We start from the raw sequence: 23,682 nt of genomic DNA, 5'->3' as shown, positions 1-23,682 counted from the left end.
GAGTAGGGTCGGCCGATGGCTGTGACACTGCGTACCGACCGCCTCCTCCTGCGCCGCTGGAAGGACGCCGACCGCGAGCCGTTCGCCGCGCTGAACGCCGACCCGGAGGTCATGGAGCACTTCCCGGCGCCGCTGAGCCGCCCGGAGAGCGATGCGCTGATCGACCGGATCGAGGAGCGCTTCGACGAGAACGGGTTCGGCTTCTGGGCCCTGGAGGTCGCCGGCACGGGCGAGTTCATCGGGTTCGCGGGTCTGTGGGTACCGCGCTTCCACGCCCATTTCACCCCGGCCGTGGAGATCGGCTGGCGCCTCGCCCGTTCCGCCTGGGGCCGTGGTTACGCCACCGAGGCCGCCCTTCGCGCGCTCGGCTTCGCCTTCGACGACCGGGCCCTGGACGAGGTGGTCTCCTTCACCAGCCTGGGAAACGTCAGATCCCAGGCCGTCATGAAGCGCATCGGCATGTCCCACGACCCCTCCGACGACTTCGACCACCCCCTCGTCGACGAAGGGCACCGCCTGCGCCGCCACGTCCTCTGGCGGATCACCGCCGCCGGCTGGGCAGCGAAGGTCCTTCCCGGGACGGACGTTCGTCCCTGGTGACGCGCGCCCCCCGGCGGGAAGGTGGAGGCAAGACGGAATGAGGGGGACGCATGGTGCACGTGAGGAATCTGCAGGACGCTCCCGACGCGGTCTTCGACGTCAGGGGCCACGTCCCGGACCGGCTCGCCGAGACCGCCCGGGAGAAGGTCGCGGCAGCGTTCCGGCAGGCGCCCGAGCCGGTCCTGTTCGCCCGCGTCAAGCTGGCGACCGCGCCCGACCCCGCGGTGGAGCGCCCGGCGATGGCGCAGGCCAACGTCGACGTCAACGGGCGCCCCGTGCGGGTGCAGGCGGCCGCGCCGACGATGCAGGAGGCCATCGACCTGCTGCCCGACCTGCTGCGCGCCCGGTTCGAGCGGATCGGCGGGCGGCGCGAGGCGTCCCGCGCCCCGAAGGCCGGGCGGCACGCGCACCGGCCCGCCCGCCACGTCCGGCCGCCGGGCGAGCGGGAGATCGTGCGGCGCAAGACGTTCGCGGCCGACACCCAGACCCCGGACGAGGCCGCCTTCGACATGGACCTCATGGACTACGACTTCTGGCTGTTCACCGACGCCGAGACCGGTCAGGACGCCGTCGTCTACCGTGCGGACGGCGGCTACCGGATCGCGCTCGCGGACCGCGAGGCCGACCGCGAGGCCGACCGCGAGGCCGACCGCGAGGGGCCGGTGGCGATCCCGCTGACCGTCAGCCCGCACCCCGCGCCGCGCATCGGGGAGGGGGAGGCGGTCGAGCGGCTGGAGGCGCTCGGGCTCCCGTTCGTGTTCTTCGCGGACGCCGGTACCGGGCGCGGCAAGGTGCTCTACCACCGCTACGACGGCCACTACGGTCTCCTGGAGGCCATGCCGTAGCCGCGGAGAAGAGCCGCCCCACCGGCAGGTGGGGCGGCTCTTCCATGCGACCGGCAGGCCCGGAACTGCGGGCCGGAACAGCAGGCCTGGAACAGCAGGCCCGAACCAGCAGGGCCCCGGGTCAGAAGGTCTCGCGGTGGGCCAGGGCCGCCCAGCTCTCGTCCCACATGGCCTCGCGGCGGCGGTCGTAGCGGCGGCGGGCGGAGAAGTAGACGGCCAGCAGCGGCAGGCCGACCACGGCGACCGCCATGGTGCCGCTCACGGTCGTGGTCGCGACGGTGTCGGCGCGGGTTCGCGGGGCCCGGACCAGGGCGCCGGACCCGTCCACCCAGATCCGGTGGCTCGTGCCGGGCTTGACGGACGTGTCCGCCGGGATGACCGCCGTGTGCGGCCGGTCGTCGGGGGACGTCCAGGCCAGCTCGGCGGAGGGTCGCCGGACGCCCGCGCCCTCCCGCGGCTTCACCCGGGTGACGCGGGCTTCGACGCGGTGGTACGCGGCCTGCCGCTGCTCGGCCTCGACGCCCGTCCGGTAGGACTGGACGGCGACCGCGACGGAGGCCGGCGGCGCGAGACCCGCGAACAGGACGGCGGCGCCGGCCCCGACGGCCCACTGGCGGCGGTCGACGGTGCGGCGCAGGTCGTTGCGGTCGAAGCCGAACCGGCGGCGGACGTGTCCGAGCCTCTCCATCACTCCTCCTTCCCCTCGACGGTAATCGGTGCGCAAAGAACCCCGGCAGGGCCCGCCGGTCCCGCGCGCGGGGACGTTGGTCCCCTTCTGGACAGGCCGCGCCGCGCGCAGACTGGCAGGAGGGAGGCAGGCATATGAACGGAGAGGAAAGGACACGGTGGCCGCACGTCCTGTTCGGGTTCGACGGGACGGCGGAGAACGAGGCGGCGTTGCGCTGGGCGGTCGAGGAGGCCCGGCTCCGGGGGATGGGGCTGGTGATGTGCCACTGCTGGCACTGGCCCTACCCGGCGGGCCACACCGACCCCGACATCGAGGCGATCATGAGGCGGGCGGGGGAGAACCTCCTCGACAGCGGCGTGCGCCGGGCCTATGAGCTGGGCGTGCCGGGCGCGGTCCGAAGGCGGCTGCGGCGCGGCCCCGCCATCGAGGCGCTCCTTCGCGCGTCCGCGGGCGCGGAACTGGTCGTGGTCGGGGCGCCCGAGGAGTCCGCCGAGGGGTCGGCGGCCCTGGAGCTGCCCGCCCGGTCCCCGCGCCCGGTGATCGCGGCCCGGGAGGGGGCGGCGCCGCGGCTGGTCGTCGTCGGGGTGGACGGCTCGCCCGGCTGCGCCCCCGCCCTCGGATTCGCCGCGCAGGAGGCGGCGCTGCGCGGCTGGGACCTGCACGTCGTCCACGGCTGCTGGGAGCCCGGCGCGGTCGTCGAGTACGAGCTCGCGTTGTTCCACGACCGGGACCTGCTGGAGCGGACCCGCGCCGCCGAGTTGGAGCAGGCCGTGGGGCCGCTGCGCGTCCGGTACCCGGATCTGCGCATCGAGGCGTCGCCGCTGCTGGAGCGCCCCTTCGACGCCCTGTGGGAGGCGGCGAAGGACGCCGGCCTCGTGGTGCTCGGGGACCGGGGGACCGGCTTCGACCCGCTGGGCGCGACCGCCACGGCCATGCTGCTCCGGGCCCGCTGCACCGTCGCGATCGTGCCGGGACGAAGGTCCCGGGAGGCGCGGACCGTCGCCTCTGACCGGCGCGTCCCCGCCCGGCAACGATAGGGAGTGGTGAAGGGAGCGACGATGAGCGATCGACGCGGTGTGGTCGTCGGTTACGACGGATCCGGGCAGAGCGAGGAGGCCGTGCGCTGGGCGGCCGAGGAGGCGCGGCTGCGGGGAGTCCCGCTGACCGTGGTGCACGCGTGGGAGATGTTCACCGCCGTCGGGCCGATGGCGATCCCCGTCGCCGACCTTCGGGCGGCGGCCGAGGAGGTCGCGGCCGAGGGCGCGAAGCACGCCCGCGAGGAGACCGGCGACGTGCACGCCGTGCTCGGCCGCGGCGTGCCGGCGACCGCGCTGCTGGAGGCCGCCGCCGGGGCCGAGCTGGTCGTCGTGGGCTCGCGGGGACGCGGCGGGTTCACCGACCTGGTGCTCGGCTCGACGGCCGTGGGACTGTCGGCGCACGCCTCGTGCCCGGTCGTGGTCGTCCGCGAGCGGCGGGCCGCTGGCCCCGTCGTGGTGGGGGTGGACGGTTCCGCGGGCTCGCTGGAGGCGCTCGGCCCGGCCTTCGACGAGGCCCGGCTGCGCGGCGCCGAGCTGGTGGCGCTGGTCGCCTGGCCGCCCGACGCCGAGCCCGGGCCCGCCCCGCTGGTGGACGCCGAGGGGCTGCGCGAGTTCGCCGGCGAGCGGCTCGCCCGGCTCGTCGCGCCCTGGCGGGAGAAGTACCCGGACGTCCCCGTCCGGACCGAGGTGGTGACCGGCGCGCCGCGCGAGGTGCTGCTCGGCGCGGCGCGGGAGGCCCGGCTCCTCGTGGTCGGTTCGCGCGGGCTCGGCGGCTTCCGCGGGCTGCTGCTCGGCTCGGTCAGCCACGCCCTGCTGCACCATGCCGCCTGCCCGGTCGCCGTCGTGCACTCCCCCCGCGACTGACCGGGCGTCCGAGACGCGCGGGCGTCCTGGAGGGGACGCCCGCGCGTCACTGCCCGTGGGCGGGTCAGGGCCCGGTGACCAGGGCCTCGGTGGCGTCCAGGGCGGGATCGGCGGACAGGTCGGGGTCGAGGATCAGCTGCAGCAGCAGGCCGTCCAGCATCGCGGTGAACAGCATGGCGGTGCCCTCGCGGCGCTCGGCCGGCCAGTCCGGGCACAGGTGGCCGAGCCGCGCGGCGATCCGGGCCCGGACGGTGCGCGACCAGTCCCGCCGCTCGGCGCCCATCCGCGGGTCGCGCAGCGCCCTGACCAGGAGCTCGGCGGCGAGCCGCAGGTTGCGCTCGCCGGCCGCCATGCGTGGGACGAGGACGCGCAGGGCGCGCAGCGCGGCCGGGATGTCGGGCGCGGCGAGCAGCGCGTCCACCACCGGGTCGACGATCATCTCGCTGGCGCGCTGCGCGACCGCGACGTGCAGGCCCGGCAGCCCGTTGAAGTAGTGGTGGAGCAGGCCCGGACGGGTACGGGCGCGGTCGGTGACGGCCCGCGCGGTGACCGCGGGCCAGCCGCCCTCGGCGAGCAGGTCGAGACCGATCCGCACGAGCTGGTCCCTGCGCGCCCGCCCGCGAGGAGTCGACGCGGCACTCGCGCCGGCGGGCTCCTCGTGGGTCATGCCGCCCAAGCTATCCCAACGCTTGCAGCGTGCAAAGATCATCGCGGGAGGCGGGGAACACGCGAACCGGGCGCGGCGGCCGTCGGCGACGACCCCCGCGCCCGGTGGACGCGCCCCTCGGGGCCCGTCCTACGACGCGCGTTCGCGCTCCGCGCGCAGCTGGAGCGCCACGTCGATGATCATGTCCTCCTGGCCGCCCACGTAGCCGGCCTCGCCGACCTTCTGCAGGATCTCGTGCGTCGGGACGCCGTAGCGCTCGGCGGCCCGCTCGGCGTGCAGCAGGAAGCTGGAGTACACGCCCGCGTACCCCTGCGTGATCGCGCCCCGGTCGGCGAACGGCAGCCGGTGCAGGAACGGCTTCACGACGTCGTCCGCCGCCGCCATCGCGCCCTGCACGTCCACGCCCGTCGGGACGCCGAGGCGCTCGAACGTCGCGACCAGCACCTCGGTGGGGGAGTTGCCCGCCCCCGCGCCGAGCGCGCACAGCGCCCCGTCGATCTGCCGGGCGCCGTTCTGCTGCGCCAGCACCGAGTTCGCGACGCCCAGGGACAGGTTCTGGTGGCCGTGGAACCCGACCTGCGCCTCGTGCCCGATCTCCTTGACCAGCGCGCTGATCCGCTCCTGCGCGTCCCCGAGGACGAGCGCGCCGGCGGAGTCGACGACGTACACGCACTGCGCGCCGCCGTCCACCATGATCCGTGCCTGCCTCGCCAGCTCCGCCGGGCCGACCCGGTGCGACAGCATGAGGAACCCGACGGTCTCCATGCCGAGGTCGCGGGCGGCGGCGAAGTGCTGCAGCGACACGTCCGCCTCGGTGCAGTGCGTCGCGACGCGCGCGACCGACGCGCCCGCGTCGTGCGCCATCTTCAGGTCGTTGACCGTGCCGAGGCCCGGCAGCAGCAGGACGGCGATCTTGGCGCGGGTCGCCTCGTCCACGGCGGCGGCGACGAGCTTGACGTCGTCCTCCAGCGAGAAGCCGTAGTTGAAGGACGAGCCGCCGAGGCCGTCACCGTGGGTGACCTCGATGACCTCGACGCCCGCGGAGTCCAGCGCGTGGACGACGCCGCGGACCTGCTCCTCGGTGAAGCGGTGCGCCATCGCGTGGCTGCCGTCCCGCAGCGTCGAGTCGGTGATCCTGATCTTGTCGTTGACGACGTCGCTCATGCGGTGGCCTTCCTGCGCGCGAGCTGCTCGCCCACCCGGGCGGCGGCCGCGGTCATGATGTCGAGGTTGCCGGCCCACGGCGGCAGGTAGTCGCCGTTCCCGCGGACCTCCAGGAACACCGCGACACGGGCCATCCCGTTCCAGATGTCGCGGGGCTCGTCGAACTGCGGCTCGGCGCGCAGCGTGTAGCCGGGCACGTAGGTGGCGACCTCCGCGACCATCTTCTCGATCGACGCGGCGATCGCCTTGGTGTCGGCGTCGGCCGGGATCGCGCAGTACACCGTGTCCCGCATGATCATCGGCGGGTCGACCGGGTTGAGGATGATGATGGCCTTGCCCCGCGCGGCGCCGCCGACCTGCTCGATCGCGCGGGCGGTGGTCTCGGTGAACTCGTCGATGTTCGCGCGGGTGCCGGGACCGGCCGACCGCGACGCGATCGACGCGACGATCTCCGCGTACGGCACCGGGACGACCGAGGACACGGCGTGCACGATCGGGATCGTCGCCTGCCCGCCGCACGTGATCATGTTGAGGTTGGGGGCGTCCGAGAGCGTGTCCAGGTTCACCGGCGGGCACACGAGCGGGCCGGCCGCGGCCGGCGTCAGGTCGATCGCGGTGATCCCGGCCTCCTCGTAGCGCGGGGCGTTCGCCAGGTGCGCCTTCGCCGAGGTCGCCTCGAACACGAGGTCGGGCAGCGTCGGCTGCTTCAGCAGCCAGTCCACGCCCTCCGCCGACGCCGGGACGCCCATCTTGCGGGCGCGCTCCAGGCCGTCGGACTCGGGCACGACGCCGATCATCGAGTGGACCTCGATCAGCTCGCTGCGCGTCAGCTTGACCAGCAGGTCGGTGCCGATGTTGCCCGGCCCGACGATGGCCGCCGTCAGCTTGCGCGCCGTCCCCGCTTCCTGCGGGGGGACGCGCGCCCCCCGGTTCGCCTCGCTCATTTCTGCTCCTTTCCGAACCGGGCGGTCACGGAACCGATCCCGGCGAACGTCGCCGTCAGGGTCTCCCCGGGCGCGACCGGCACGGCCGCGGTGATGGAGCCCGGCAGTACCACGTGGCCCGCCTCCAGCGTCACGCCGCGCTCGCCGAGGACGTTGGCCAGCCAGACCAGCGCGTTGATCGGCGAGCCCAGCACGGCGCCGCCGGCGCCGGTGTCGATCAGGTCGCCGTCGCGGCGCAGCAGGCAGCCCATCAGCGACAGGTCCTGGTCGTCCAGCCGGACGGGACGGGTGCCGAGCACCACGCCGCCGCTGGAGGCGTTGTCGGCGATCGTGTCCGGCAGGGTGATCTTCCAGTCCGCGATGCGGGAGTCGATGACCTCCAGCGCCGGCAGCACGTAGTCGACGGCGGCGACGGCGTCCGCCGTGGTCGCGCCCGGCCCGGCGAGCGGGCGGCCCAGCACGAACGCGATCTCCGGCTCGATCCGGGGCTGCAGGAAACGGCCGGTGTCGATCGGCGCGCTCTCCTGCAGGAACATCGTGTCCAGCAGGACGCCGAAGTCCGGCTGGTCCACGCCCATCTGGCGCTGCATCGCGGCCGAGGTCAGCCCGACCTTGTGGCCCTTGATCCGCGCCCCGGCGGCCGTCCACGCCTCGACCTGGGCGAGCTGGACCGCGTAGGCGTCGGCCACCGACATGTCCGGATGGTCCTTCGTCAGCGGCGAGATGGGAGTGCCGGTGGCGTACGCGTCGAGCAGCGCCGCCGCGGCCTTCTCCACGGAACCCGGGTCCATTGGGCCGTCCTTTCGTTGTCTCGGCAGGCCCGAGCCTCTCCCGGCGGGGGCGCCGCGGGCAATGCGCGCGTCCCGCGTGGTGGGACACTTCTTCTACAGTTGGCGCCATGCCGCCCGACGACACCTCCTGCGCCGCGCCGTCGCGGTGCTGACCGCGTTCCGGGCGGACGACGGCGGCCTCGGCGCCGCGGAGCTGGCCCGCCGCAGCGGCCTCCCCAAGTCCACCGCGCACCGGATCGCGCTCGACCTCGCCGAGGCGGGCCTCCTGGAGCGGGACGGCACGCGGGCCCCGGCCGTCCACACCGCCGCGCTCACCCTTTCCGCACCCTCCAGGGTTAGCCGCCGGGAAGGTGGCGGGCCAGGAGCTCGGCCAGGTGCTCGCTGTCGCGGTGCGCGAGGTCGCCCAGCTGGGTCCGGCAGCTGAAGCCGTCCGCCAGCACGACCTCACCCTCGCCGGTCTTCCGGACGGCCGGGAGGAGTTGCGTCTCGGCGACCGCCACCGAGACGTCGTGGTGGCCCTTCTCGACGCCGAAGTTCCCGGCGAGACCGCAGCAGCCGCCGAGCCTGCCGACGGCCGCGCCCGCCCGCTCCAGCAGTGCCGCGTCCTTCGTCCAGCCCATGACGGCGTGGTGGTGGCAGTGCGGCTGCGCGATCCCGGTGACGCCGGACAGGTCGGGCGGCGTCCAGTCCTCGGTCTCGGCGAGCAGCTCGGCCAGCGTGCGGGTCGCCGCGGCCACCTCCCGCGCGGCCGCGGCGTCCACGCCGCGCAGCAGCTCCACGGAGTCCGACCGCAGCACGCCCGTGCAGGACGGTTCCATGCCGACGACCTTCGCGCCGCGCCGGACGCGGGGGAGCAGCGCGCGGACGGTCCGCCGGGCCTGCGCGCGCGCCCCGTCGAGCTGGCCCGTCGAGATCCACGTGATCCCGCAGCACACCGGGCGTTCGGTGACCGTCACCCGATAGCCGGCGTGCTCCAGCACCTTCACCGTCGCCTTTCCGACCTCGGGCGAGAACGCGTCGGTGAAGGTGTCCACGAACAGGACGACGTCGCCGTGGCGTCCCGCGGGGCTCCGGTGGGACGCGAACCAGCGCCGGAACGTCACCGGCGCGAACGCGGGCAGCGAGCGCCGCCGGTCGATCCCGGCGCCCCACGCGACCAGCGGCTTCAGCGCGCGCGACCGCATCGCCGCGTTCACCGCCTTGACCGACGCCGGGGCCTTCGCCGCGAGCCGCGTCCAGCGCGGAAGCCACCCGAGCGCGTAGTGGGCGCGCGGCCGGATCCGCCGCCGGTACCGCCGGTGCAGCGCCTCCGCCTTGTAGGACGCCATGTCGATCCCGGTCGGGCAGTCGGACGCGCACCCCTTGCACGAGAGGCACAGGTCGAGGACGTCGTGCAGCGCGCCGGACTTCCAGCCGCCCGGCCCCAGCTCCCCGCTGACGACCTCCTGGAGGACGCGCGCCCGCCCCCGCGTGGAGTCCTTCTCCTCCCGCGTGGCGAGGTAGGACGGGCACATCACCCCGCCCGCCGCCGTGTTGTCGGCCCGGCATTTGCCGACGCCCGTGCACCGGTGCACGGCGCGCGACAGGTCGCCGCGGTCGTCCCGGTAGGCGAGACCGAGGCCGCGGTTCAGCGGGACGAGCCGCACCGCGCGCAGATCGTCGTCCACCGGCGCCGGACGGACGATCACCCCCGGGTTCAGCACGTCCCCGGGGTCGAACACGTCCTTGACGGCGGCGCACAACGCCAGCGCCTCGGCGGAGTACATGTGCGGCAGCAGCTCGCTGCGCGCCCGCCCGTCGCCGTGCTCGCCCGACATGGTGCCGCCGTGCCGCGCCGCGAGCGCCGCCGCGTCGTTCAGGAAGTCGCGGAAGATCCGCGCGCCCTTCGCCCGGCCGAACGGGAAGTCGATCCGCACGTGGACGCACCCGTCCCCGAAGTGCCCGTACGGGACGCCGAAGAGGCGGTACTCCTCCAGCAGCGCCTCGAACTCCCGCAGGTACGCGCCGAGCCGCTCGGGCGGGACGGCCGCGTCCTCCCACCCGGCGTGGGCCTGCTCGCCCTCGGGCGTCCGCGCGACGAGCCCGGACCCGTCCTCCCGGATGCGCCACAGCGCCTCGGCGAGCGCCATGTCCTCGACGAGCATCGAGTCGAGGCAGCCGGACTCGCCGGCGACCTTCCGCGCGGCGGCCCGCAGCGCCCCGGCCTCGGCCCCGGCGAGCTCCACGAGCAGCCAGCCGGACCCGTCCGGCAGCGGCGGCACGGCGCCCGCGCCCCGCCGCTCGCGCACGACGTTCGTGATCCGCGAATCCAGCCCTTCGCACGCCACCGGCCCGTGCGGCAGGATCGCCGGCACGGCGTCGGCGGCCTCCGCCATCGACCCGTACCCGAGGACGACCAGGATCCGGCGGGCGGGCTCCCGCACCATCCGCAGCCTCGCGGCCAGGGTCACGGCGAGCGTCCCCTCGCTGCCCACCAGCGCCCGCGCGACGTCGAACCCCTTCTCCGGCAGCAGATGTTCGAGGGAGTAGCCCGAGACCTGCCGCCCGAACCGCCCGAACTCCGTCCGCATCAGCGCGAGGTTCTCACCGACCAGCCCCCGGAGCCGGTCGAGAAGCCCGCTCTCCGCCGGCCCCCCGGGCACGTCGCCCAGCCGGAGCCGCTCACCGGACCCGGTGACCACGTCGAGCCCGAGCACGTTGTCGCTGGTCCGCCCGTATCCGAGCGCCCGCGACCCGCACGCGTTGTTCCCGATCATCCCGCCCAGCGTGGCCCGCGTCCGGGTGGAGGGGTCGGGCCCGAAGCGCAGCCCGTGCCCGGCCGCCACCTGATGCAGCCGCGCCTGCACGATCCCCGGCTCGACCAGCGCCGTCCCGGCGTCCGGATCGATCTCCAGCACCCGGTTCAGATGCCGGCTGACGTCCACGACCACACCCGGCCCGACCGCGTTCCCCGCGATGGACGTCCCGCCGCCGCGCATCGTCAGCGGTACCCCGGCGTCCCGGCACACGCCGAGCACGACCGGAAGCTCCGCGGCGTCCCGGGGCGTCACGACGACCGTGGGCGGCACCCGGTAGAGCGAGGCGTCGGACGAGTACATGGACCGCGCGAGCGCCGAGTCGTCCACCCCGGAGACACCGGCCCGCCGCAACGCCTCCGCAACCTCGCCCTGCCCGCTCACCGGACCTCCGTCCCCCGCAGCCGATTCCCGAGAGCCACGTTAGTACCCGCCGCTCCGTCCACCCCCGGCCAACGTCCCCGGGAGACGCGGGCGGCCTGTCTAGGATTCTCGTCTTGGGTATGCGGGGTGGAGGCGGGGGCATGACGTCCGAGCTTGAGCGTGATCTGCCGGCCGGCTTCCACCGGCACCGGAGCCGCTGCGAGTACGCCGAGGCCGAGGCGGAACTGCGCGCCGCGGCCGGGACGGGCGCCGGCGAGGCCGATCTCGAACTCGGCTGGGGACGCCTGGAGTTCGATCGCCGGGATCACCCGGCGGCGCTGCGACATTTCGTCCGCGCCGTCGAGGTCGATCCGTCGTGCGACGAGGCGGTCGCCTGGCGGGTGGCCGCGCTGGGCCGGCTGTACCACTTCGAGGAGGCGCGGCGCGTGGCCGAGGAGGGCCTGCGCGACTTCCCCGGCAGCGCGCATATCGGGGTCGCGCTGGGGCGCGTATTCGATGAGTGGGAGAATCCGGTCGAGGCCCTGGTGAACTTCGACCGGGTGCTCGAAGGACACCCGGAGGACGAGAAGGCGCTGGAATGGCGCGTCTTCGAGCTCTTGATGCTCAACAGATACACCGAATCGGAGAGTGCCGCGGAAGCCGCGCTGGCTCTGTACCCGGATTCTCCAGGAATTCTCGACAGTGCGGCCCGGCTCTATGCCACGCGCCACCAGTACGACTCGGCTCTTGAGTGCTACGACAAGGTCCTGCGCGTTCACCCTGATGAGGAGGACGCCCTGCGGGGACGGATCAGGACGCTGCGCGGCGCGTCCCGGTACGACGAGGCAAGGGCGGCGGCCGAGGACGCTGCCGGAGTACTCCCCGGATCAGCCGACATCTGGCTCCAGTGGAGTTACATCGAGGAGGACGCCGGCGATCTCGCGAGAGCGCTGGAACTCGCCGTCCACGCGACACGTCTGGCGCCGAGGAGCGAGGACGCGCACGGGCAGCGGGTGGACGTCCTGCGCAAACTGCACCGCCATGCCGAAGCCGACGAGGTCGCGGACCGGGCGATCGAGGCGCTGCCGCGGTCGCCGGGCCTGCTCGCCGTTCGCGCCTGGTCCCGGAGCGGGGCGGGCCGGTACGAGGAGATGCTCGCCGACTGCGAGCGGGCGTTGGAGATTCACGATCGGCATGCGATCGCCCTGGACGGGCGGGCCACGGCCTTGCGGAAGCTGCGCAGGTACGCGGAGGCGGGCACGGCGATCGCGGAGGCCGTGCGGGCTCTTCCGCATTCCTCCCGGCTGCACAATGAGTGGGGCCTGCTTCTCGACGACCGGCAACGGTACGCGGAGGCCCTGAAACGCTTCGACATCGCGGCGGACGTCGATCCGTTCAACCTTTTCGCGCTGCGCTGGCGCATCGTCGAGCTGCGCAAGATGGGCAGGTTCGCGGAGGCGCACGAGGCCGCCGACGTGGCCCTGGAACGCGGTCCCACCGTTCTGCTCTACGCGGAGATCGGAAATCTCTACGCCGAGCAGGACCGATTCACGGAAGCGCTCACCGAATACCGGCGGGCGCTCGACCTGGATCCGGGGTACGGGTACGCGCACGGGCAGCTCGGTTACGTTCTTCGGCGCCTGCGGAGGTTCCGGGAAGCCGAGGAGGCCGCCCGGAAGGCGATCGAGCGGCTGCCCCACGACGCCCATCAGCGCTGGAGTCTCGGGTGGGCCTACATCAGCCAGGATCTCGACGAGGCGGGCCTCGCCGAGTTCCGGCGGGCGGTCGAACTCGACCCGGACGACGCGTGGTTCCAGGCCCAGGTGGGCCAGGCGCTGTGGTATCTGAACCGGTACGGTGAAGCCGAATCATTCATCCGGGACGCTCTGCGCACGCAACCGGACAACGTCGACCTGCGCAGTCAACTCGGTCAGATTCTTCTCTATCAGCACCGTTACGACGCCGCGCTGGAGGAGTTCACCCGGGCGGAGGGCGCCGAGGTCAGCGACCTCACCGCGATGCGAATCGCCACGCTGAGGGCGGCCGGTCTGTACGAGGAGGCGGAGGTGCTCGCCCGCGACGCGGTGCGGCGGCGCCCCGATATCGCGGCCCTGTACACCGAACTCCGCCTGGTGTACTCCGACCGTGGCCGCTACGCGGAGGCCGAGGCGACGTTACGGGACGGCATGCGGGTACTGCCCGCTTCGGCCGAGCTCACGTACGCGCTCTTCGATCTCTACGAATGGCTGGGACGCCACGAGGAGGTGGTGGCCGAATGCGAGCGCCTGCTGGCGGAGAATCCGCAGCAGGTGGATCCGGCCCGGATACGCATCGACAACCTCGAGACCCTCCGCAGATATCCGGAGGCGATCCAGGCCGCCGAGGAGGCGCTTTCCCGGCATCCGTCCCTCGCGCCGTTCGCCGTCCAGCTGGGGTGGCTCCACTATGAGCGGGGCGAGTACGACGAGGCGCTGGCCGCGTTCGAGCGGGCGGCCGGGATGGAGCCGAGCCGGTGGGCGTGCTACGGCCGGGCGAACACGCTCGCCAAGCTCGGCCGGCACGGCGAGGCGGTCATGCTGCTGCGCGCGGAGATCGGGCTCCGCCCGAACTACGCGCAGACATGGACGGAGCTGGCGGACGTCTGCGAGGACGAGGGCCGCTACGAGGACGCCCTGGGCGCGGCGGAGCAGGCGACCCGCGTCGATCCCTACAACCGCCCCGCCGTCGAGGCGCGCCTCGTCGCGCTGCGCCACCTGCAGCGGTGGGACGAGGCGGAGTCCGTCGCGCGCGAGGCGCTGGACCGGATCCCGCGCAATCCGGAGCTGACGATCGCCCTCGGCCGCGTCCTCGACGACCAGAACCGGTACGTCGAGGCGCTGGCCCAGTACGACCGCGCGCTGGAGCTCAAGCCGATGCTCAACACGGCGCTCGTCGCGAAGTCGTCCACGCTTCGCTCGCTCCGGCGGTTCGCGGAGGCCGAGCACGCGATCTCGCCCGCGATCGAGCGATATCCGATCTTCACGTTCCTGCGCGCGGAACTGGGGTGGATCCACCGTGACCAGGGCCGCCGGGGCGAGGCGTGCCGGGTCTTCGAGCGGCTGCGGGAGGCGGCGGTCAGCCCGGCCAAGCGGGCCGAGGCGTGCATCGGGCTCGGCTGGGTCGCGTTCACGGGCGACGACCACCAGACGGCCGCCCGCCACTTCCGGGAGGCGTGCGCGGCGGACGCCCGTTCCCGGGACGCCAAGGTCGGCCTGGCCTGGGCCCTCGCGGGGCAGGACGACAAGGAGAGGTGGGCGGAGGCCGAACGGCTCTGCCTGGACGTCCTCGGCACCCGGCCCGACGACCTGCTCGCCCACACGTGCCTCGGCGTCCTCTACTACCGGCGGGGCGAGTACGCCGCGGCGGAGCACCATCTCAGGCGGACCATCGAACTCGACCCCTACGACGGCGGCTACGTCGACCTCGGCGCGCTGTACGTGCAGCTGGGGCGTTTCACCGAGGCCGAGGAACTGCTCGGCAAGGCCCTCGACCGCGACTGGTACGACGCTCAGGCGCACATCGAGTACGGCAACCTGTGCCTGCAGTGGGAGGGCGACGAGGCCGAGGTCGCGGCGCGCGGCAGGCAGGCCGTCCGGCACTTCCGGCAGGCGCTGTCGATCAGCCCGGCGAGCGCGCCCGCCGCCATCGGCCTCGCGATCGGGCTCACCCGGGCGCCGGGGGACTTCCCGGCCGCCGAGCGGGTGCTGCGCGACGCCATCGACCGGATCGGCGACGGCCCGTCCCGCGCGGGGCTGCTACTGGCGCTGGCCCGCCTGCTCATCGAACGGGGCGACCTGACCCAGCGTCCCGAGCTCTACCGGGAGGCCGTGACCACGGCGCAGGAGGCCATCGACCGCGCCGGCACGGAGGCCGAGGCCCACTTCGTCGCCGGTGTCGCCATGTACAAGGTCGGGGCGAGCGACGAGGTCCGGGCGCGGCCGTTCTATCGCCGCCGCGCCGTGCGCTACCTGCGCGAATGCGTGCGCCGCGATCCCGCCCATGTGGAGGGGCGGCGGCTGCTCCTGCTGGCCAGGGAGAACCTGAAGACGGCCAGGGGCGGCGCGGTCGGCAGCTTCGTCATGACGGTCGTCGCGATGTCGCTGCTCATCACCATGTGGGTGTCGCTCTTCTTCTCGGACCGCATCACGACCGTGATGCTCACGACGCTCACCCCCGTCCTCGTCGGCCTGGTCGCGCTCGGGTTCGTCCTGCCGCTGCTCGTGCGGCTCAAGCTGCCCGGCGGCGTGGAGGCCGATCTTTCGGCGAGCCTCCAGCAGGTCTCCTCGGGCCCCACCGGCGACATGAGCATCGGCCCCGGCCGGATCGGCGGCCAGGGCGGCGAGACGATGAGCATGGCCCCGTTCCCCGCCGGGCCGCGCGGCCAGCTCCCGCGCCTGGAGTAGCCCGCCGGAGCACCGCATCGCACCGCGCTGAGCTGCTCGAACGCCGTTCGCGCCAGCCCGCCCGCCGTGGGTCCTTCGGGGACGGTTGTCGGGACGAAGGTCCCTGTCGAGGGGTCGCCGCCGTCCGGGAGGGTGAGTAGCGGCGGGAGGACGATCATGGTTATCCCGCCCGGGGTCGGGGAAGGCCCAACGGCACTGCTCTGGGAGCGATGGAAATGGTGCGGCAGGTGAGCGAGTCTCGGCAGGAAACCGGTCCGGCGAGGGCCGGGCAGGTCGCCGGTGGCGGACGGCCGATGGTGATGCTGGTGGTGGCCACCATCGGGTTCGCGGTGAACTTCTGGGCGTGGGCGCTGCTGAGCCCGCTCGGCCCGAGATTCCATGACGTGCTGTCGCTGACCTCGTTCGAGCAGTCGCTGCTGGTGGCGGTGCCGGTCGTGGTCGGGTCGCTCGGCCGGATCCCGGTGGGGGCGCTGACCGACCGGTTCGGCGGGCGGGTGATGTTCCCCGCGGTGTCACTGATCACGATCATTCCCGTCCTGTATCTGGGGCTGGCCGGTCACTCCTCGCTGCCGGCGCTGCTCGTCGGCGGGTTCTTCCTCGGCATCGGGGGGACGGCGTTCGCGGTCGGGGTCCCGTTCGTGAACGCGTGGTTCCCGCCGGAGCGGCGCGGGCTCGCGATCGGGATCTTCGGCGCGGGCATGGGCGGCACGGCGATCAGCGCGCTGACGACCGTCAAGGAGGTCGACAGGTTCGGGATGGAGACCCCGTTCGTGGTCATCGCCGTCCTGCTCGCGGTGTACGCGGCGGTCGCGTGGGTCGTGCTGCGGGAGGCGCCGGGACGCACCGCCCCGACCGAGCCGCTCGTGAAGCGGCTGGCGGCGACCGCGCGGATGGGCGTCACCTGGCAGATGGCCGCGCTCTACGCGGTGACCTTCGGCGGCTATGTGGCGTTCTCGGTGTACCTGCCCACCTACCTGAAGGCCGAGTACGGGCTGACGCAGGCGGACGCGGCGAACCGGATGGCGGGGTTCGTGGTGCTGGCCGTGGTGATGCGGCCGGTCGGCGGATGGCTGTCGGACCGGTTCGGCGCGGTGCGGGTGATGACCGCGTCCCTGACGGTCACGGTGCTCGGCGCGATCGCCCAGTCGTTCGCGCCGGCGCTGATCCCCACCGGGACGATCGCGTTCCTGGCGATGGCGGCCGCGCTCGGCGCCGGCAGCGGTGCGACGTTCGCGCTGGTGGCGCGGCTCGTCCCGGCGAACAAGGTCGGCGCGGTCACCGGCGTGGTCGGCGCCGCGGGCGGCCTCGGCGGGTTCGTCCCCCCGCTGGTGATGGGGGCCCTGTGGGGCAGCCTCGGGGAGTACCGGATCGGCCTGCTGCTGCTCGCGCTGGTCGCGGCGGCCGCCGGGGTCTTCACCGCGACGACCGTCCGGCAGGCCGTGGTGACACGCCAGGCGAGCTGAGATCGGATCATGCCGCCGGACCCCGGCGGCATGATCCGCCCCGGGGCGCAATGTCCCGGATGAATGTGGAAGAAGGGGATCCGAGTTGAGTTCGACCAACGGCCGGCCAGGGATGGACGGCCCGCTGGAAGACGCGCTGGTGAGCACGCGCAGGTACTTCACCCGCACGCGCGTCTCGCCGGACCTGCGGACGGTGACCAAGAAGGGCGGCCGGGAGGCCGACGCCTTCTACCGGGACCGGTGGTCGCACGACAAGGTGGTGCGCTCCACCCACGGGGTCAACTGCACCGGGTCCTGCTCGTGGAAGGTGTACGTCAAGGACGGCATCATCACCTGGGAGGCGCAGCAGACCGACTACCCGTCGGTCGGCCCGGACCGTCCCGAGTACGAGCCGCGCGGCTGCCCCCGCGGCGCGTCGTTCTCCTGGTACACCTACTCGCCGACGCGGGTGCGCTACCCCTACGTCCGCGGCGTCCTGCTGGAGATGTACCGGGAGGCGAAGGCCCGCACCGGCGACCCGGTTCAGGCGTGGCGCGAGATCGTCTCCGACCCGGAGAAGGCCCGCGCCTACAAGGACGCGCGCGGGCGCGGCGGCCTGGTCCGGGCGACCTGGGACGAGGCGACCGAGATGATCGCCGCCGCGCACGTCCACACGATCAAGGAGTTCGGCCCGGACCGCGTCGCCGGGTTCTCCCCGATCCCGGCGATGTCGATGGTGTCGCACGCCTCGGGCGCCCGGTTCGTGTCCCTGCTCGGCGGGACGATGCTGTCGTTCTACGACTGGTACGCAGACCTCCCGGTGGCGTCCCCGCAGGTGTTCGGCGACCAGACCGACGTCCCGGAGTCCGGCGACTGGTGGGACGCCGGGTACCTCATCATGTGGGGTTCCAACCTGCCGGTGACCCGCACGCCCGACGCGCACTGGATGACCGAGGCCCGCTACCGGGGGCAGAAGGTCGTCGCGGTGTCCCCGGACTACGCCGACAACGTCAAGTTCGCCGACGAGTGGCTCGCCGCCCAGCCCGGCACGGACGGGGCCCTGGCGATGGCCATGGGCCACGTCATCCTCAAGGAGTTCTTCGTCGACCGGCAGGTCCCGTACTTCACCGACTATGTGAAGCGCTACAGCGACCTGCCGTTCCTGGTGCGGCTGGAGGAGCGCGACGGCGCCTACGTCCCGGGCAAGTTCCTCACCGCGGCCGACCTGCCGGGCGCCGAGGCCGAGTCCGAGCACGCCGCGTTCAAGACCGTGCTCCTGGACGCGAACACCGGGCGCCCGCTCGTCCCGAACGGGTCGCTCGGCTTCCGGTACGGCGAGGCGGGCACGGGCAAGTGGAACCTGGACCTGGGCGACGCCGACCCGCTGCTGTCCGCCGAGGGCGGCGAGGCGGTCGAGGTGGAGCTGGCCCGGTTCGACGGCATCGACGGCGCCCCGGGAACGCTCCGCCGCGGCGTGCCGGTCCGCGACGTCGGCGGCCACCTGGTCACCACCGTGTACGACCTGCTGCTCGCCCAGTACGGCGTCGGGCGCGAGGGCCTGCCCGGCTCGTGGCCGACCGGGTACGACGACGCGTCCGAGCCCGGCACCCCGGCCTGGCAGGAGACGTTCACCGGCGTCCCGGCGCAGGCCGCCGAGCGGATCGGCCGCGAGTACGCCGCGAACGCCGAGGAGACCCGCGGCCGCTCGATGATCATCATGGGCGCGGGCACCAACCACTGGTTCCACTCCGACACCATCTACCGGACGTTCCTCGCACTGACCACGCTGACCGGCGGGCAGGGCGTGAACGGCGGCGGCTGGGCGCACTACGTCGGGCAGGAGAAGTGCCGCCCGGTCACCGGTTGGGCGCAGCTGGCGTTCGGGCTGGACTGGTCCCGCCCGCCCCGGCAGATGATCGGCACAGCGTTCTGGTACCTGCACACCGACCAGTTCCGCTACGACCAGTTCGACGCCGGCACCCTGTCGGCGGCGACGGGCGGCGGGCAGCTCGCCGGGCGGTCCACCGCCGACGTGATCGCGCAGGCGGCGCGGCTCGGCTGGATGCCGTCCTACCCGACGTTCGACCGCAACCCGCTGGACCTCGCCGACGAGGCGGAGGCCGCCGGGAAGCAGGCCGGCGAGTACGTCGTGGACGAGCTGAAGGCCGGCCGGCTGAAGTTCGCCTGCCAGGACCCCGACGCCCCGGAGAACTTCCCCCGCGTCCTCACGGTCTGGCGGTCCAACCTGCTCGGCTCGTCCGCCAAGGGCAACGAGTACTTCCTGCGGCACCTGCTCGGCGCCGCCGACGCCGTCCGTGCCGAGGAGACGCCGCCGGACGTCCGGCCGCGGGAGGTCGTCTGGCGGGACGAGGCCCCGGCGGGCAAGCTCGACCTGCTGCTCTCGCTGGACTTCCGGATGACCAGCACCACGGTCTACTCCGACATCGTGCTGCCGGCGGCGACCTGGTACGAGAAGCACGACCTGAACACGACCGACATGCACCCGTTCGTGCACTCGTTCAACCCGGCGATCGGGCCGCCGTGGCAGACCCGCAGCGACTGGCGGGCCTTCCAGGACATCGCGGGCGCCTTCAGCCGGCTCGCCGAGGGGCACCTCGGCGTCCGCAAGGACGTCGTCGCCGTGCCGCTGCTGCACGACACACCCGACGAGATGGCGACCCCGCACGGGCGCGTCCTCGACTGGGCGAAGGGCGAGTGCGAGCCGGTCCCCGGCGTGACGATGCCCAAGCTCGTGACGGTCGAGCGCGACTACGCGGCCGTCGCGGCGAAGATGACCGCGCTCGGCCCGCTCGCCGAGCGGCTCGGCGCGACCACCAAAGGCGTCACTTTCGACGTGGAGCGGGAGGTCGAGTACCTCAAGCACAAGAACGGCGTCGTGCGCGGCGGGCCCGCGGACGGCCGCCCGTCGCTGCGGCGGGACGTGCACGCCTGCGAGATGATCCTCGCCTTCTCCGGCACCACGAACGGGCACCTGGCGACCCAGGGCTTCAAGACCGTGGAGAGACGCACCGGCACCCGGCTCGCCGACCTCGCCGCCGAGCACGAGGGCAAGCAGATCACGTTCGCGGACACGCAGGCGCGCCCCGTGCCCGTCATCACCTCCCCGGAATGGTCGGGGTCGGAGAGCGGCGGGCGCCGCTACTCGCCGTTCACGATCAACGTCGAGCGCCTGAAGCCCTGGCACACCCTCACCGGGCGCCAGCACTTCTACCTCGACCACGACTGGATGGCGGAGCTCGGCGAGCAGATGCCGACGTTCCGGCCGCCGCTCAACATGTCCGCCCTGTTCGGCGAGCCCGAGCTGGGGGAGAAGGGCGAGCTGGGGCTGACCCTGCGCTACCTCACCCCGCACAACAAGTGGTCGATCCACTCCGAGTACCAGGACAACCTGTTCATGCTGTCGCTGTCGCGCGGCGGCCCGGTGATCTGGATGAGCGGCGTGGACGCGGCGAAGATCGGCGTCCGCGACAACGACTGGATCGAGGCGGTCAACCGCAACGGCGTCGTCGTCGCCCGCGCGATCGTCACGCACCGGATGCCCGAGGGAACCGTGTACATGTACCACGCGCAGGACAAGCTGATCGACGTCCCGCGCTCGGAGACGTCCGGCCGCCGGGGCGGCATCCACAACTCGCTGACCCGGCTGCTGATCAAGCCGAGCCATCTCGTCGGCGGGTACGCGCAGCTGTCGTTCGCGTTCAACTACCTCGGGCCGACCGGCAACCAGCGCGACGAGGTCACCGTCATCCGCCGCCGCTCCCAGGAGGTGCAGTACTGATGCGCGTGATGGCGCAGATGTCGATGGTGATGAACCTCGACAAGTGCATCGGCTGCCACACCTGCTCGGTCACGTGCAAGCAGGCGTGGACGAACCGCAGCGGCGTCGAGTACGTCTGGTTCAACAACGTCGAGACCCGCCCCGGCCAGGGCTACCCCCGCCGGTACGAGGACCAGGAGAAGTGGCGCGGCGGCTGGACGCTGAACCGGCGCGGGCGGCTCGCGCTCAAGGGCGGCGGCCGGTTCCGCAAGCTGCTGACGATCTTCTCCAACCCGAAGCTGCCGGGGATCGACGACTACTACGAGCCCTGGACCTACGACTACGAGACCCTCACCGACGCGCCGCTGCAGGAGCACACGCCGGTCGCCCGGCCGAAGTCGCTGCTGTCCGGCAAGGACATGAAGGTGTCCTGGTCGGCCAACTGGGACGACGACCTCGGCGGGTCCGTCGAGCACGGCGACAAGGACGTCCTGCTCAAGGAGATCTCCGACAAGGTGAAGATGGAGTTCGACAAGACCTTCATGTTCTACCTGCCGCGGATCTGCGAGCACTGCCTCAACCCGTCCTGCGCGGCGTCCTGCCCGTCCGGCGCGATCTACAAGCGCACCGAGGACGGCATCGTCCTCGTCGACCAGGACCGCTGCCGCGGCTGGCGCATGTGCGTGTCCGGCTGCCCGTACAAGAAGATGTACTTCAACCACCGGACCGGCAAGGCCGAGAAGTGCACGTTCTGCTTCCCGCGCATCGAGGTCGGCATCCCGACCGTGTGCTCGGAGACGTGCGTGGGCCGGCTCCGCTACATCGGCCTGATGCTCTACGACGCCGACAAGGTGCTGGAGGCCGCGTCCACGCCCGGCGACAAGGACCTCTACGAGGCGCAGCGCAGCGTGTTCCTCGACCCGAACGACCCGGAGGTCATCGCGGCGGCCGAGCGGGAGGGCATCCCGCAGGACTGGATCGAGGCCGCGCAGCGGTCCCCGATCTACGCGCTCATCAACACCTACAAGGTGGCGCTGCCGCTGCACCCGGAGTACCGGACGATGCCGATGGTCTGGTACATCCCGCCGCTGTCGCCGGTCGTGGACGTCGTCCGCGACACCGGGCACGACGCCGAGGACAGGGGGAACCTGTTCGCGGCGATCGACGCACTGCGCATCCCGGTCGAGTACCTGGCGGAGCTGTTCACCGCCGGGGACACCGCCGTCGTCGACGGCGTCCTGCGCCGGCTGGCCGCGATGCGGTCCTACATGCGCGACATCAACCTCGGCCGCGAACCCGACCCCGGCATCCCCGAGCGCGTCGGGATGACCGGCGAGTCGATGTACGACATGTACCGGCTGCTGGCGCTCGCCAAGTACGACGAGCGGTACGTGATCCCGACCGCGCACGCCGAGGAGGCGCACAGCCTGGAGGAGCTGGCCACCGAGTGCAGCCTGGACTACGAGGGCGGGCCCGGCATGGGCGGCGCCGGCATGGGCGGCGGCTCGGGCCCGTTCGGTGAGGCGTCGGGACGCCCGAACCCGATCGCGGTGGAGAACTTCCACATGCTGCGGGAGCGGCAGACCTCCGACAACCCGGTCGACCCGGCCGACAAGCACAAGCGGGTCAACCTGCTCAACTGGGACGGCAAGGGCACGCCCGCCGGGCTGTTCCCCGAGCGCGGGCCCGACTCGGGCGTCGGACCGGACGGCACCAACCCGCCCGCCGACTCGGGCGCCGCCGAAACGGAGCCGAAGCCATGAGGATCAAGTCCGCGGGCAAGCAGATCGCCGGCAGGCAGGCCGGCGGCGAAAAGGTCGCCGGAAAGCAGGGGCTGAGCGACGGGGAGCTGGCCACGGCCTGGCAGGCGGCGTCGCTGCTGCTCGGCTACCCCGACGAGGAACTGCTCGCCCGGCGCCCGCTGCTGCGCCGGGCCGCCGCGAGCCTGCCCGCGGCGGTCGCGGAACCGCTCGGCCGCGTCCTCGACCACCTGGACGCGACCCCGCCGCCGGAACTCGCGGCGGACTACGTCGCCACGTTCGACCACCGCAAGCGGTGCTGCCTCTACCTCACCTACTACGCCTACGGCGACACCCGCAAGCGCGGCATGGCCCTGCTCCGGTTCAAGCAGGCCTACCAGGCGGCCGGGCTCGACCTGGACGACGGCGAGCTGCCCGACCACCTGGCCGTGGTGCTGGAGTTCGCCGCGACCGGCGACCTGGCGCAGGGGCGGCGGCTGCTGATCGAGCACCGCGCCGGCCTGGAACTGCTGCGCATCTCGCTTTCCGGGGCGGGCTCGCCGTGGGCGCCCGTCCTGGACGCGGTCTCGGCGACGCTGCCGCCGCTGACCGGCCGCAACGAGGAGGCCGTCGCCCGCCTCGTCGCCGAGGGCCCGCCCGAGGAGACGGTCGGCCTCGCCCCCTACGGGGCGGACGCGACCGCCATGGGTCCCGTCTTCCTGCCCGATCCCGTTGTTGGAGCCCGCTCATGACCAGCGACCTGCCCGTCCTCGCCGCGGAGAACGGCGGCGACCCCGGCGTCCTCGGCACCCTGCTGTGGGTCGCCCTGCCCTACGTCACCATCGCGGTGTTCGTCCTCGGGCACGTCTGGCGGTACCGCTACGACAAGTTCGGCTGGACGACCCGCTCGTCACAGCTCTACGAGCGGCGCCTGCTGCGCATCGGCAGCCCGCTCTTCCACTTCGGGATCCTCGTCGTCGCGCTCGGCCACGTCGGCGGGCTGATCATCCCGGACGGCTGGACCGAGGCGGCGGGCATCACCGAGCACATGTACCACGTCGTCGCCGTCGTCCTCGGGACCATCGCCGGGTTCTGCACCCTGGCCGGCCTCGCGATCCTGATCTACCGGCGCCGGACGGTCGGCCCGGTGTTCCTCGCGACCACCCGCAACGACAAGCTGATGTACGTGGTGCTCGCCGGCACCATCGCGATCGGGCTGGCCGCGACGGTCGCCGCCAACATCGTCGGCGGCGGCTACAACTACCGGGAGACGGTCTCGCCGTGGTTCCGGTCGGTCTTCTACTTCCAGCCGGACCCGGACCTGATGACCGGCGTGCCGGTCCTGTTCCAGCTGCACGCGCTCAGCGCGCTGGCGCTGTTCTGCATCTGGCCGTTCACGCGGCTGGTGCACATGCTGACCGCGCCGATCGGCTACCTGACGCGTCCCTACATCGTCTACCGCAGCCGCGACGAGCACCTGGGGATGCACACGACGCGCCGCGGGTGGGAACGCGTCCAGTAAT

At 73.0% G+C, this 23,682-nt stretch carries 17 protein-coding genes; 11 read left to right on the top strand and 6 right to left on the bottom strand.

What is annotated here, in order from left to right; all coding sequences use genetic code 11:
• Positions 1-15: 15 nt before the first annotated feature.
• Together SM418_RS06355 and SM418_RS06350 are read left to right on the top strand one after the other, a co-directional pair.
• Positions 16-600 (top strand): GNAT family N-acetyltransferase, encoded by a 585-nt coding sequence (locus SM418_RS06355; protein ID WP_371939705.1) that lies wholly within the window; start codon positions 16-18, stop codon positions 598-600.
• A 50-nt stretch (positions 601-650) separates the two neighbouring features.
• On the top strand, positions 651-1,445 hold the full coding sequence (locus tag SM418_RS06350; RefSeq protein ID WP_371939704.1) for a sigma 54 modulation/S30EA ribosomal C-terminal domain-containing protein: 795 nt from the start codon (positions 651-653) through the stop codon (positions 1,443-1,445).
• A 121-nt stretch (positions 1,446-1,566) separates the two neighbouring features.
• Here the strand turns inward: SM418_RS06350 and SM418_RS06345 are convergent, their stop codons facing one another.
• Positions 1,567-2,133 carry an Rv1733c family protein gene (locus tag SM418_RS06345; protein WP_371939703.1) on the bottom strand — a complete coding sequence of 189 codons (567 nt, stop codon included), beginning with the start codon at positions 2,131-2,133 and terminating at the stop codon, positions 1,567-1,569.
• A 134-nt stretch (positions 2,134-2,267) separates the two neighbouring features.
• Here SM418_RS06345 and SM418_RS06340 point away from each other — a divergent pair, with 134 nt between their 5' ends.
• Both SM418_RS06340 and SM418_RS06335 read left to right on the top strand, forming a co-directional pair.
• A complete protein-coding gene (locus SM418_RS06340) occupies positions 2,268-3,170 on the top strand; it encodes a universal stress protein (RefSeq protein WP_371939702.1) in 903 nt (300 codons plus the stop codon).
• Between the two features lie 21 nt (positions 3,171-3,191).
• On the top strand, positions 3,192-4,034 hold the full coding sequence (locus tag SM418_RS06335; RefSeq protein ID WP_371939701.1) for a universal stress protein: 843 nt from the start codon (positions 3,192-3,194) through the stop codon (positions 4,032-4,034).
• Between the two features lie 64 nt (positions 4,035-4,098).
• Here SM418_RS06335 and SM418_RS06330 read toward each other — a convergent pair whose 3' ends face one another.
• The 4 genes from SM418_RS06330 to SM418_RS06315 all read right to left on the bottom strand — a co-directional run bounded on the left by SM418_RS06330 (position 4,099) and on the right by SM418_RS06315 (position 7,600).
• A complete protein-coding gene (locus tag SM418_RS06330; RefSeq protein ID WP_371939700.1) occupies positions 4,099-4,701 on the bottom strand; it encodes a TetR/AcrR family transcriptional regulator in 603 nt (200 codons plus the stop codon).
• A 129-nt stretch (positions 4,702-4,830) separates the two neighbouring features.
• Positions 4,831-5,865, bottom strand: a complete 1,035-nt coding sequence (gene dmpG / locus SM418_RS06325) for a 4-hydroxy-2-oxovalerate aldolase (RefSeq protein WP_371939699.1) — start codon at positions 5,863-5,865, stop codon at positions 4,831-4,833.
• On the bottom strand, positions 5,862-6,809 hold the full coding sequence (locus tag SM418_RS06320) for an acetaldehyde dehydrogenase (acetylating) (RefSeq protein ID WP_371939698.1): 948 nt from the start codon (positions 6,807-6,809) through the stop codon (positions 5,862-5,864). The genes dmpG and SM418_RS06320 overlap by 4 nt, the downstream gene beginning before the upstream one ends.
• A complete protein-coding gene (locus SM418_RS06315; protein ID WP_371939697.1) occupies positions 6,806-7,600 on the bottom strand; it encodes a 2-keto-4-pentenoate hydratase in 795 nt (264 codons plus the stop codon). The genes SM418_RS06320 and SM418_RS06315 overlap by 4 nt, the downstream gene beginning before the upstream one ends.
• Between SM418_RS06315 and SM418_RS06310 the strand changes: the two genes are divergently transcribed.
• Positions 7,503-8,024, top strand: coding sequence for a helix-turn-helix domain-containing protein (locus SM418_RS06310; protein WP_371939696.1), 522 nt, complete (start codon positions 7,503-7,505; stop codon positions 8,022-8,024). The two genes, SM418_RS06315 and SM418_RS06310, sit on opposite strands and share 98 nt — an antisense overlap.
• Here the strand turns inward: SM418_RS06310 and SM418_RS06305 are convergent.
• On the bottom strand, positions 7,936-10,698 hold the full coding sequence (locus SM418_RS06305; protein WP_371940123.1) for an FAD-binding and (Fe-S)-binding domain-containing protein: 2,763 nt from the start codon (positions 10,696-10,698) through the stop codon (positions 7,936-7,938). The genes SM418_RS06310 and SM418_RS06305 overlap by 89 nt on opposite strands.
• 221 nt (positions 10,699-10,919) lie before the next feature.
• Here SM418_RS06305 and SM418_RS06300 point away from each other — a divergent pair, with 221 nt between their 5' ends.
• The 6 genes from SM418_RS06300 (at position 10,920) to narI (ending at position 23,681) form a co-directional block, all read left to right on the top strand.
• Positions 10,920-15,200, top strand: coding sequence for a tetratricopeptide repeat protein (locus SM418_RS06300; RefSeq protein WP_371939695.1), 4,281 nt, complete (start codon positions 10,920-10,922; stop codon positions 15,198-15,200).
• A gap of 227 nt (positions 15,201-15,427) precedes the next feature.
• A complete protein-coding gene (locus SM418_RS06295) occupies positions 15,428-16,663 on the top strand; it encodes an MFS transporter (protein ID WP_371939694.1) in 1,236 nt (411 codons plus the stop codon).
• Between the two features lie 112 nt (positions 16,664-16,775).
• The gene (locus SM418_RS06290; RefSeq protein ID WP_371940122.1) at positions 16,776-20,441 is read left to right on the top strand and encodes a nitrate reductase subunit alpha; all 3,666 of its coding nucleotides are present in this window, start codon (positions 16,776-16,778) and stop codon (positions 20,439-20,441) included.
• Complete coding sequence (gene narH / locus SM418_RS06285; protein ID WP_371939693.1) at positions 20,441-22,183, top strand: nitrate reductase subunit beta; 1,743 nt, start codon at positions 20,441-20,443, stop codon at positions 22,181-22,183. Before SM418_RS06290 ends, narH begins: the two co-directional genes overlap by 1 nt.
• Complete coding sequence (gene narJ, locus SM418_RS06280) at positions 22,180-22,911, top strand: nitrate reductase molybdenum cofactor assembly chaperone (RefSeq protein WP_371939692.1); 732 nt, start codon at positions 22,180-22,182, stop codon at positions 22,909-22,911. The genes narH and narJ overlap by 4 nt, the downstream gene beginning before the upstream one ends.
• Positions 22,908-23,681, top strand: coding sequence for a respiratory nitrate reductase subunit gamma (gene narI, locus SM418_RS06275; RefSeq protein ID WP_371939691.1), 774 nt, complete (start codon positions 22,908-22,910; stop codon positions 23,679-23,681). The genes narJ and narI overlap by 4 nt, the downstream gene beginning before the upstream one ends.
• Position 23,682: the final 1 nt, after the last annotated feature.

This window comes from Actinomadura chokoriensis (genome assembly GCF_041463665.1).
Classification (GTDB): Bacteria; Actinomycetota; Actinomycetes; order Streptosporangiales; family Streptosporangiaceae; genus Spirillospora; species Spirillospora chokoriensis_A.
Note: the sequence above shows the minus strand (reverse complement) of the source record. Positions and strands in the feature narration are given on the sequence as shown.

What these genes read in the sequence shown, in the direction of transcription:
- narJ (WP_371939692.1), top strand. Translation starts at nt 22,180, where the DNA reads ATGAGGATCAAGTCCGCGGGCAAGCAGATCGCCGGCAGGCAGGCCGGC.
- SM418_RS06350 (WP_371939704.1), top strand. Translation starts at nt 651, where the DNA reads ATGGTGCACGTGAGGAATCTGCAGGACGCTCCCGACGCGGTCTTCGAC.
- SM418_RS06300 (WP_371939695.1), top strand. Translation starts at nt 10,920, where the DNA reads ATGACGTCCGAGCTTGAGCGTGATCTGCCGGCCGGCTTCCACCGGCAC.
- SM418_RS06305 (WP_371940123.1), bottom strand. Translation starts at nt 10,698, where the DNA reads ATGTACTCGTCCGACGCCTCGCTCTACCGGGTGCCGCCCACGGTCGTC.
- SM418_RS06355 (WP_371939705.1), top strand. Translation starts at nt 16, where the DNA reads ATGGCTGTGACACTGCGTACCGACCGCCTCCTCCTGCGCCGCTGGAAG.
- SM418_RS06315 (WP_371939697.1), bottom strand. Translation starts at nt 7,600, where the DNA reads ATGGACCCGGGTTCCGTGGAGAAGGCCGCGGCGGCGCTGCTCGACGCG.
- SM418_RS06290 (WP_371940122.1), top strand. Translation starts at nt 16,776, where the DNA reads ATGGACGGCCCGCTGGAAGACGCGCTGGTGAGCACGCGCAGGTACTTC.
- narH (WP_371939693.1), top strand. Translation starts at nt 20,441, where the DNA reads ATGCGCGTGATGGCGCAGATGTCGATGGTGATGAACCTCGACAAGTGC.
- dmpG (WP_371939699.1), bottom strand. Translation starts at nt 5,865, where the DNA reads ATGAGCGACGTCGTCAACGACAAGATCAGGATCACCGACTCGACGCTG.
- SM418_RS06340 (WP_371939702.1), top strand. Translation starts at nt 2,268, where the DNA reads ATGAACGGAGAGGAAAGGACACGGTGGCCGCACGTCCTGTTCGGGTTC.
- SM418_RS06330 (WP_371939700.1), bottom strand. Translation starts at nt 4,701, where the DNA reads ATGACCCACGAGGAGCCCGCCGGCGCGAGTGCCGCGTCGACTCCTCGC.
- SM418_RS06320 (WP_371939698.1), bottom strand. Translation starts at nt 6,809, where the DNA reads ATGAGCGAGGCGAACCGGGGGGCGCGCGTCCCCCCGCAGGAAGCGGGG.
- narI (WP_371939691.1), top strand. Translation starts at nt 22,908, where the DNA reads ATGACCAGCGACCTGCCCGTCCTCGCCGCGGAGAACGGCGGCGACCCC.
- SM418_RS06345 (WP_371939703.1), bottom strand. Translation starts at nt 2,133, where the DNA reads ATGGAGAGGCTCGGACACGTCCGCCGCCGGTTCGGCTTCGACCGCAAC.
- SM418_RS06335 (WP_371939701.1), top strand. Translation starts at nt 3,192, where the DNA reads ATGAGCGATCGACGCGGTGTGGTCGTCGGTTACGACGGATCCGGGCAG.
- SM418_RS06310 (WP_371939696.1), top strand. Translation starts at nt 7,503, where the DNA reads ATGTCCGGATGGTCCTTCGTCAGCGGCGAGATGGGAGTGCCGGTGGCG.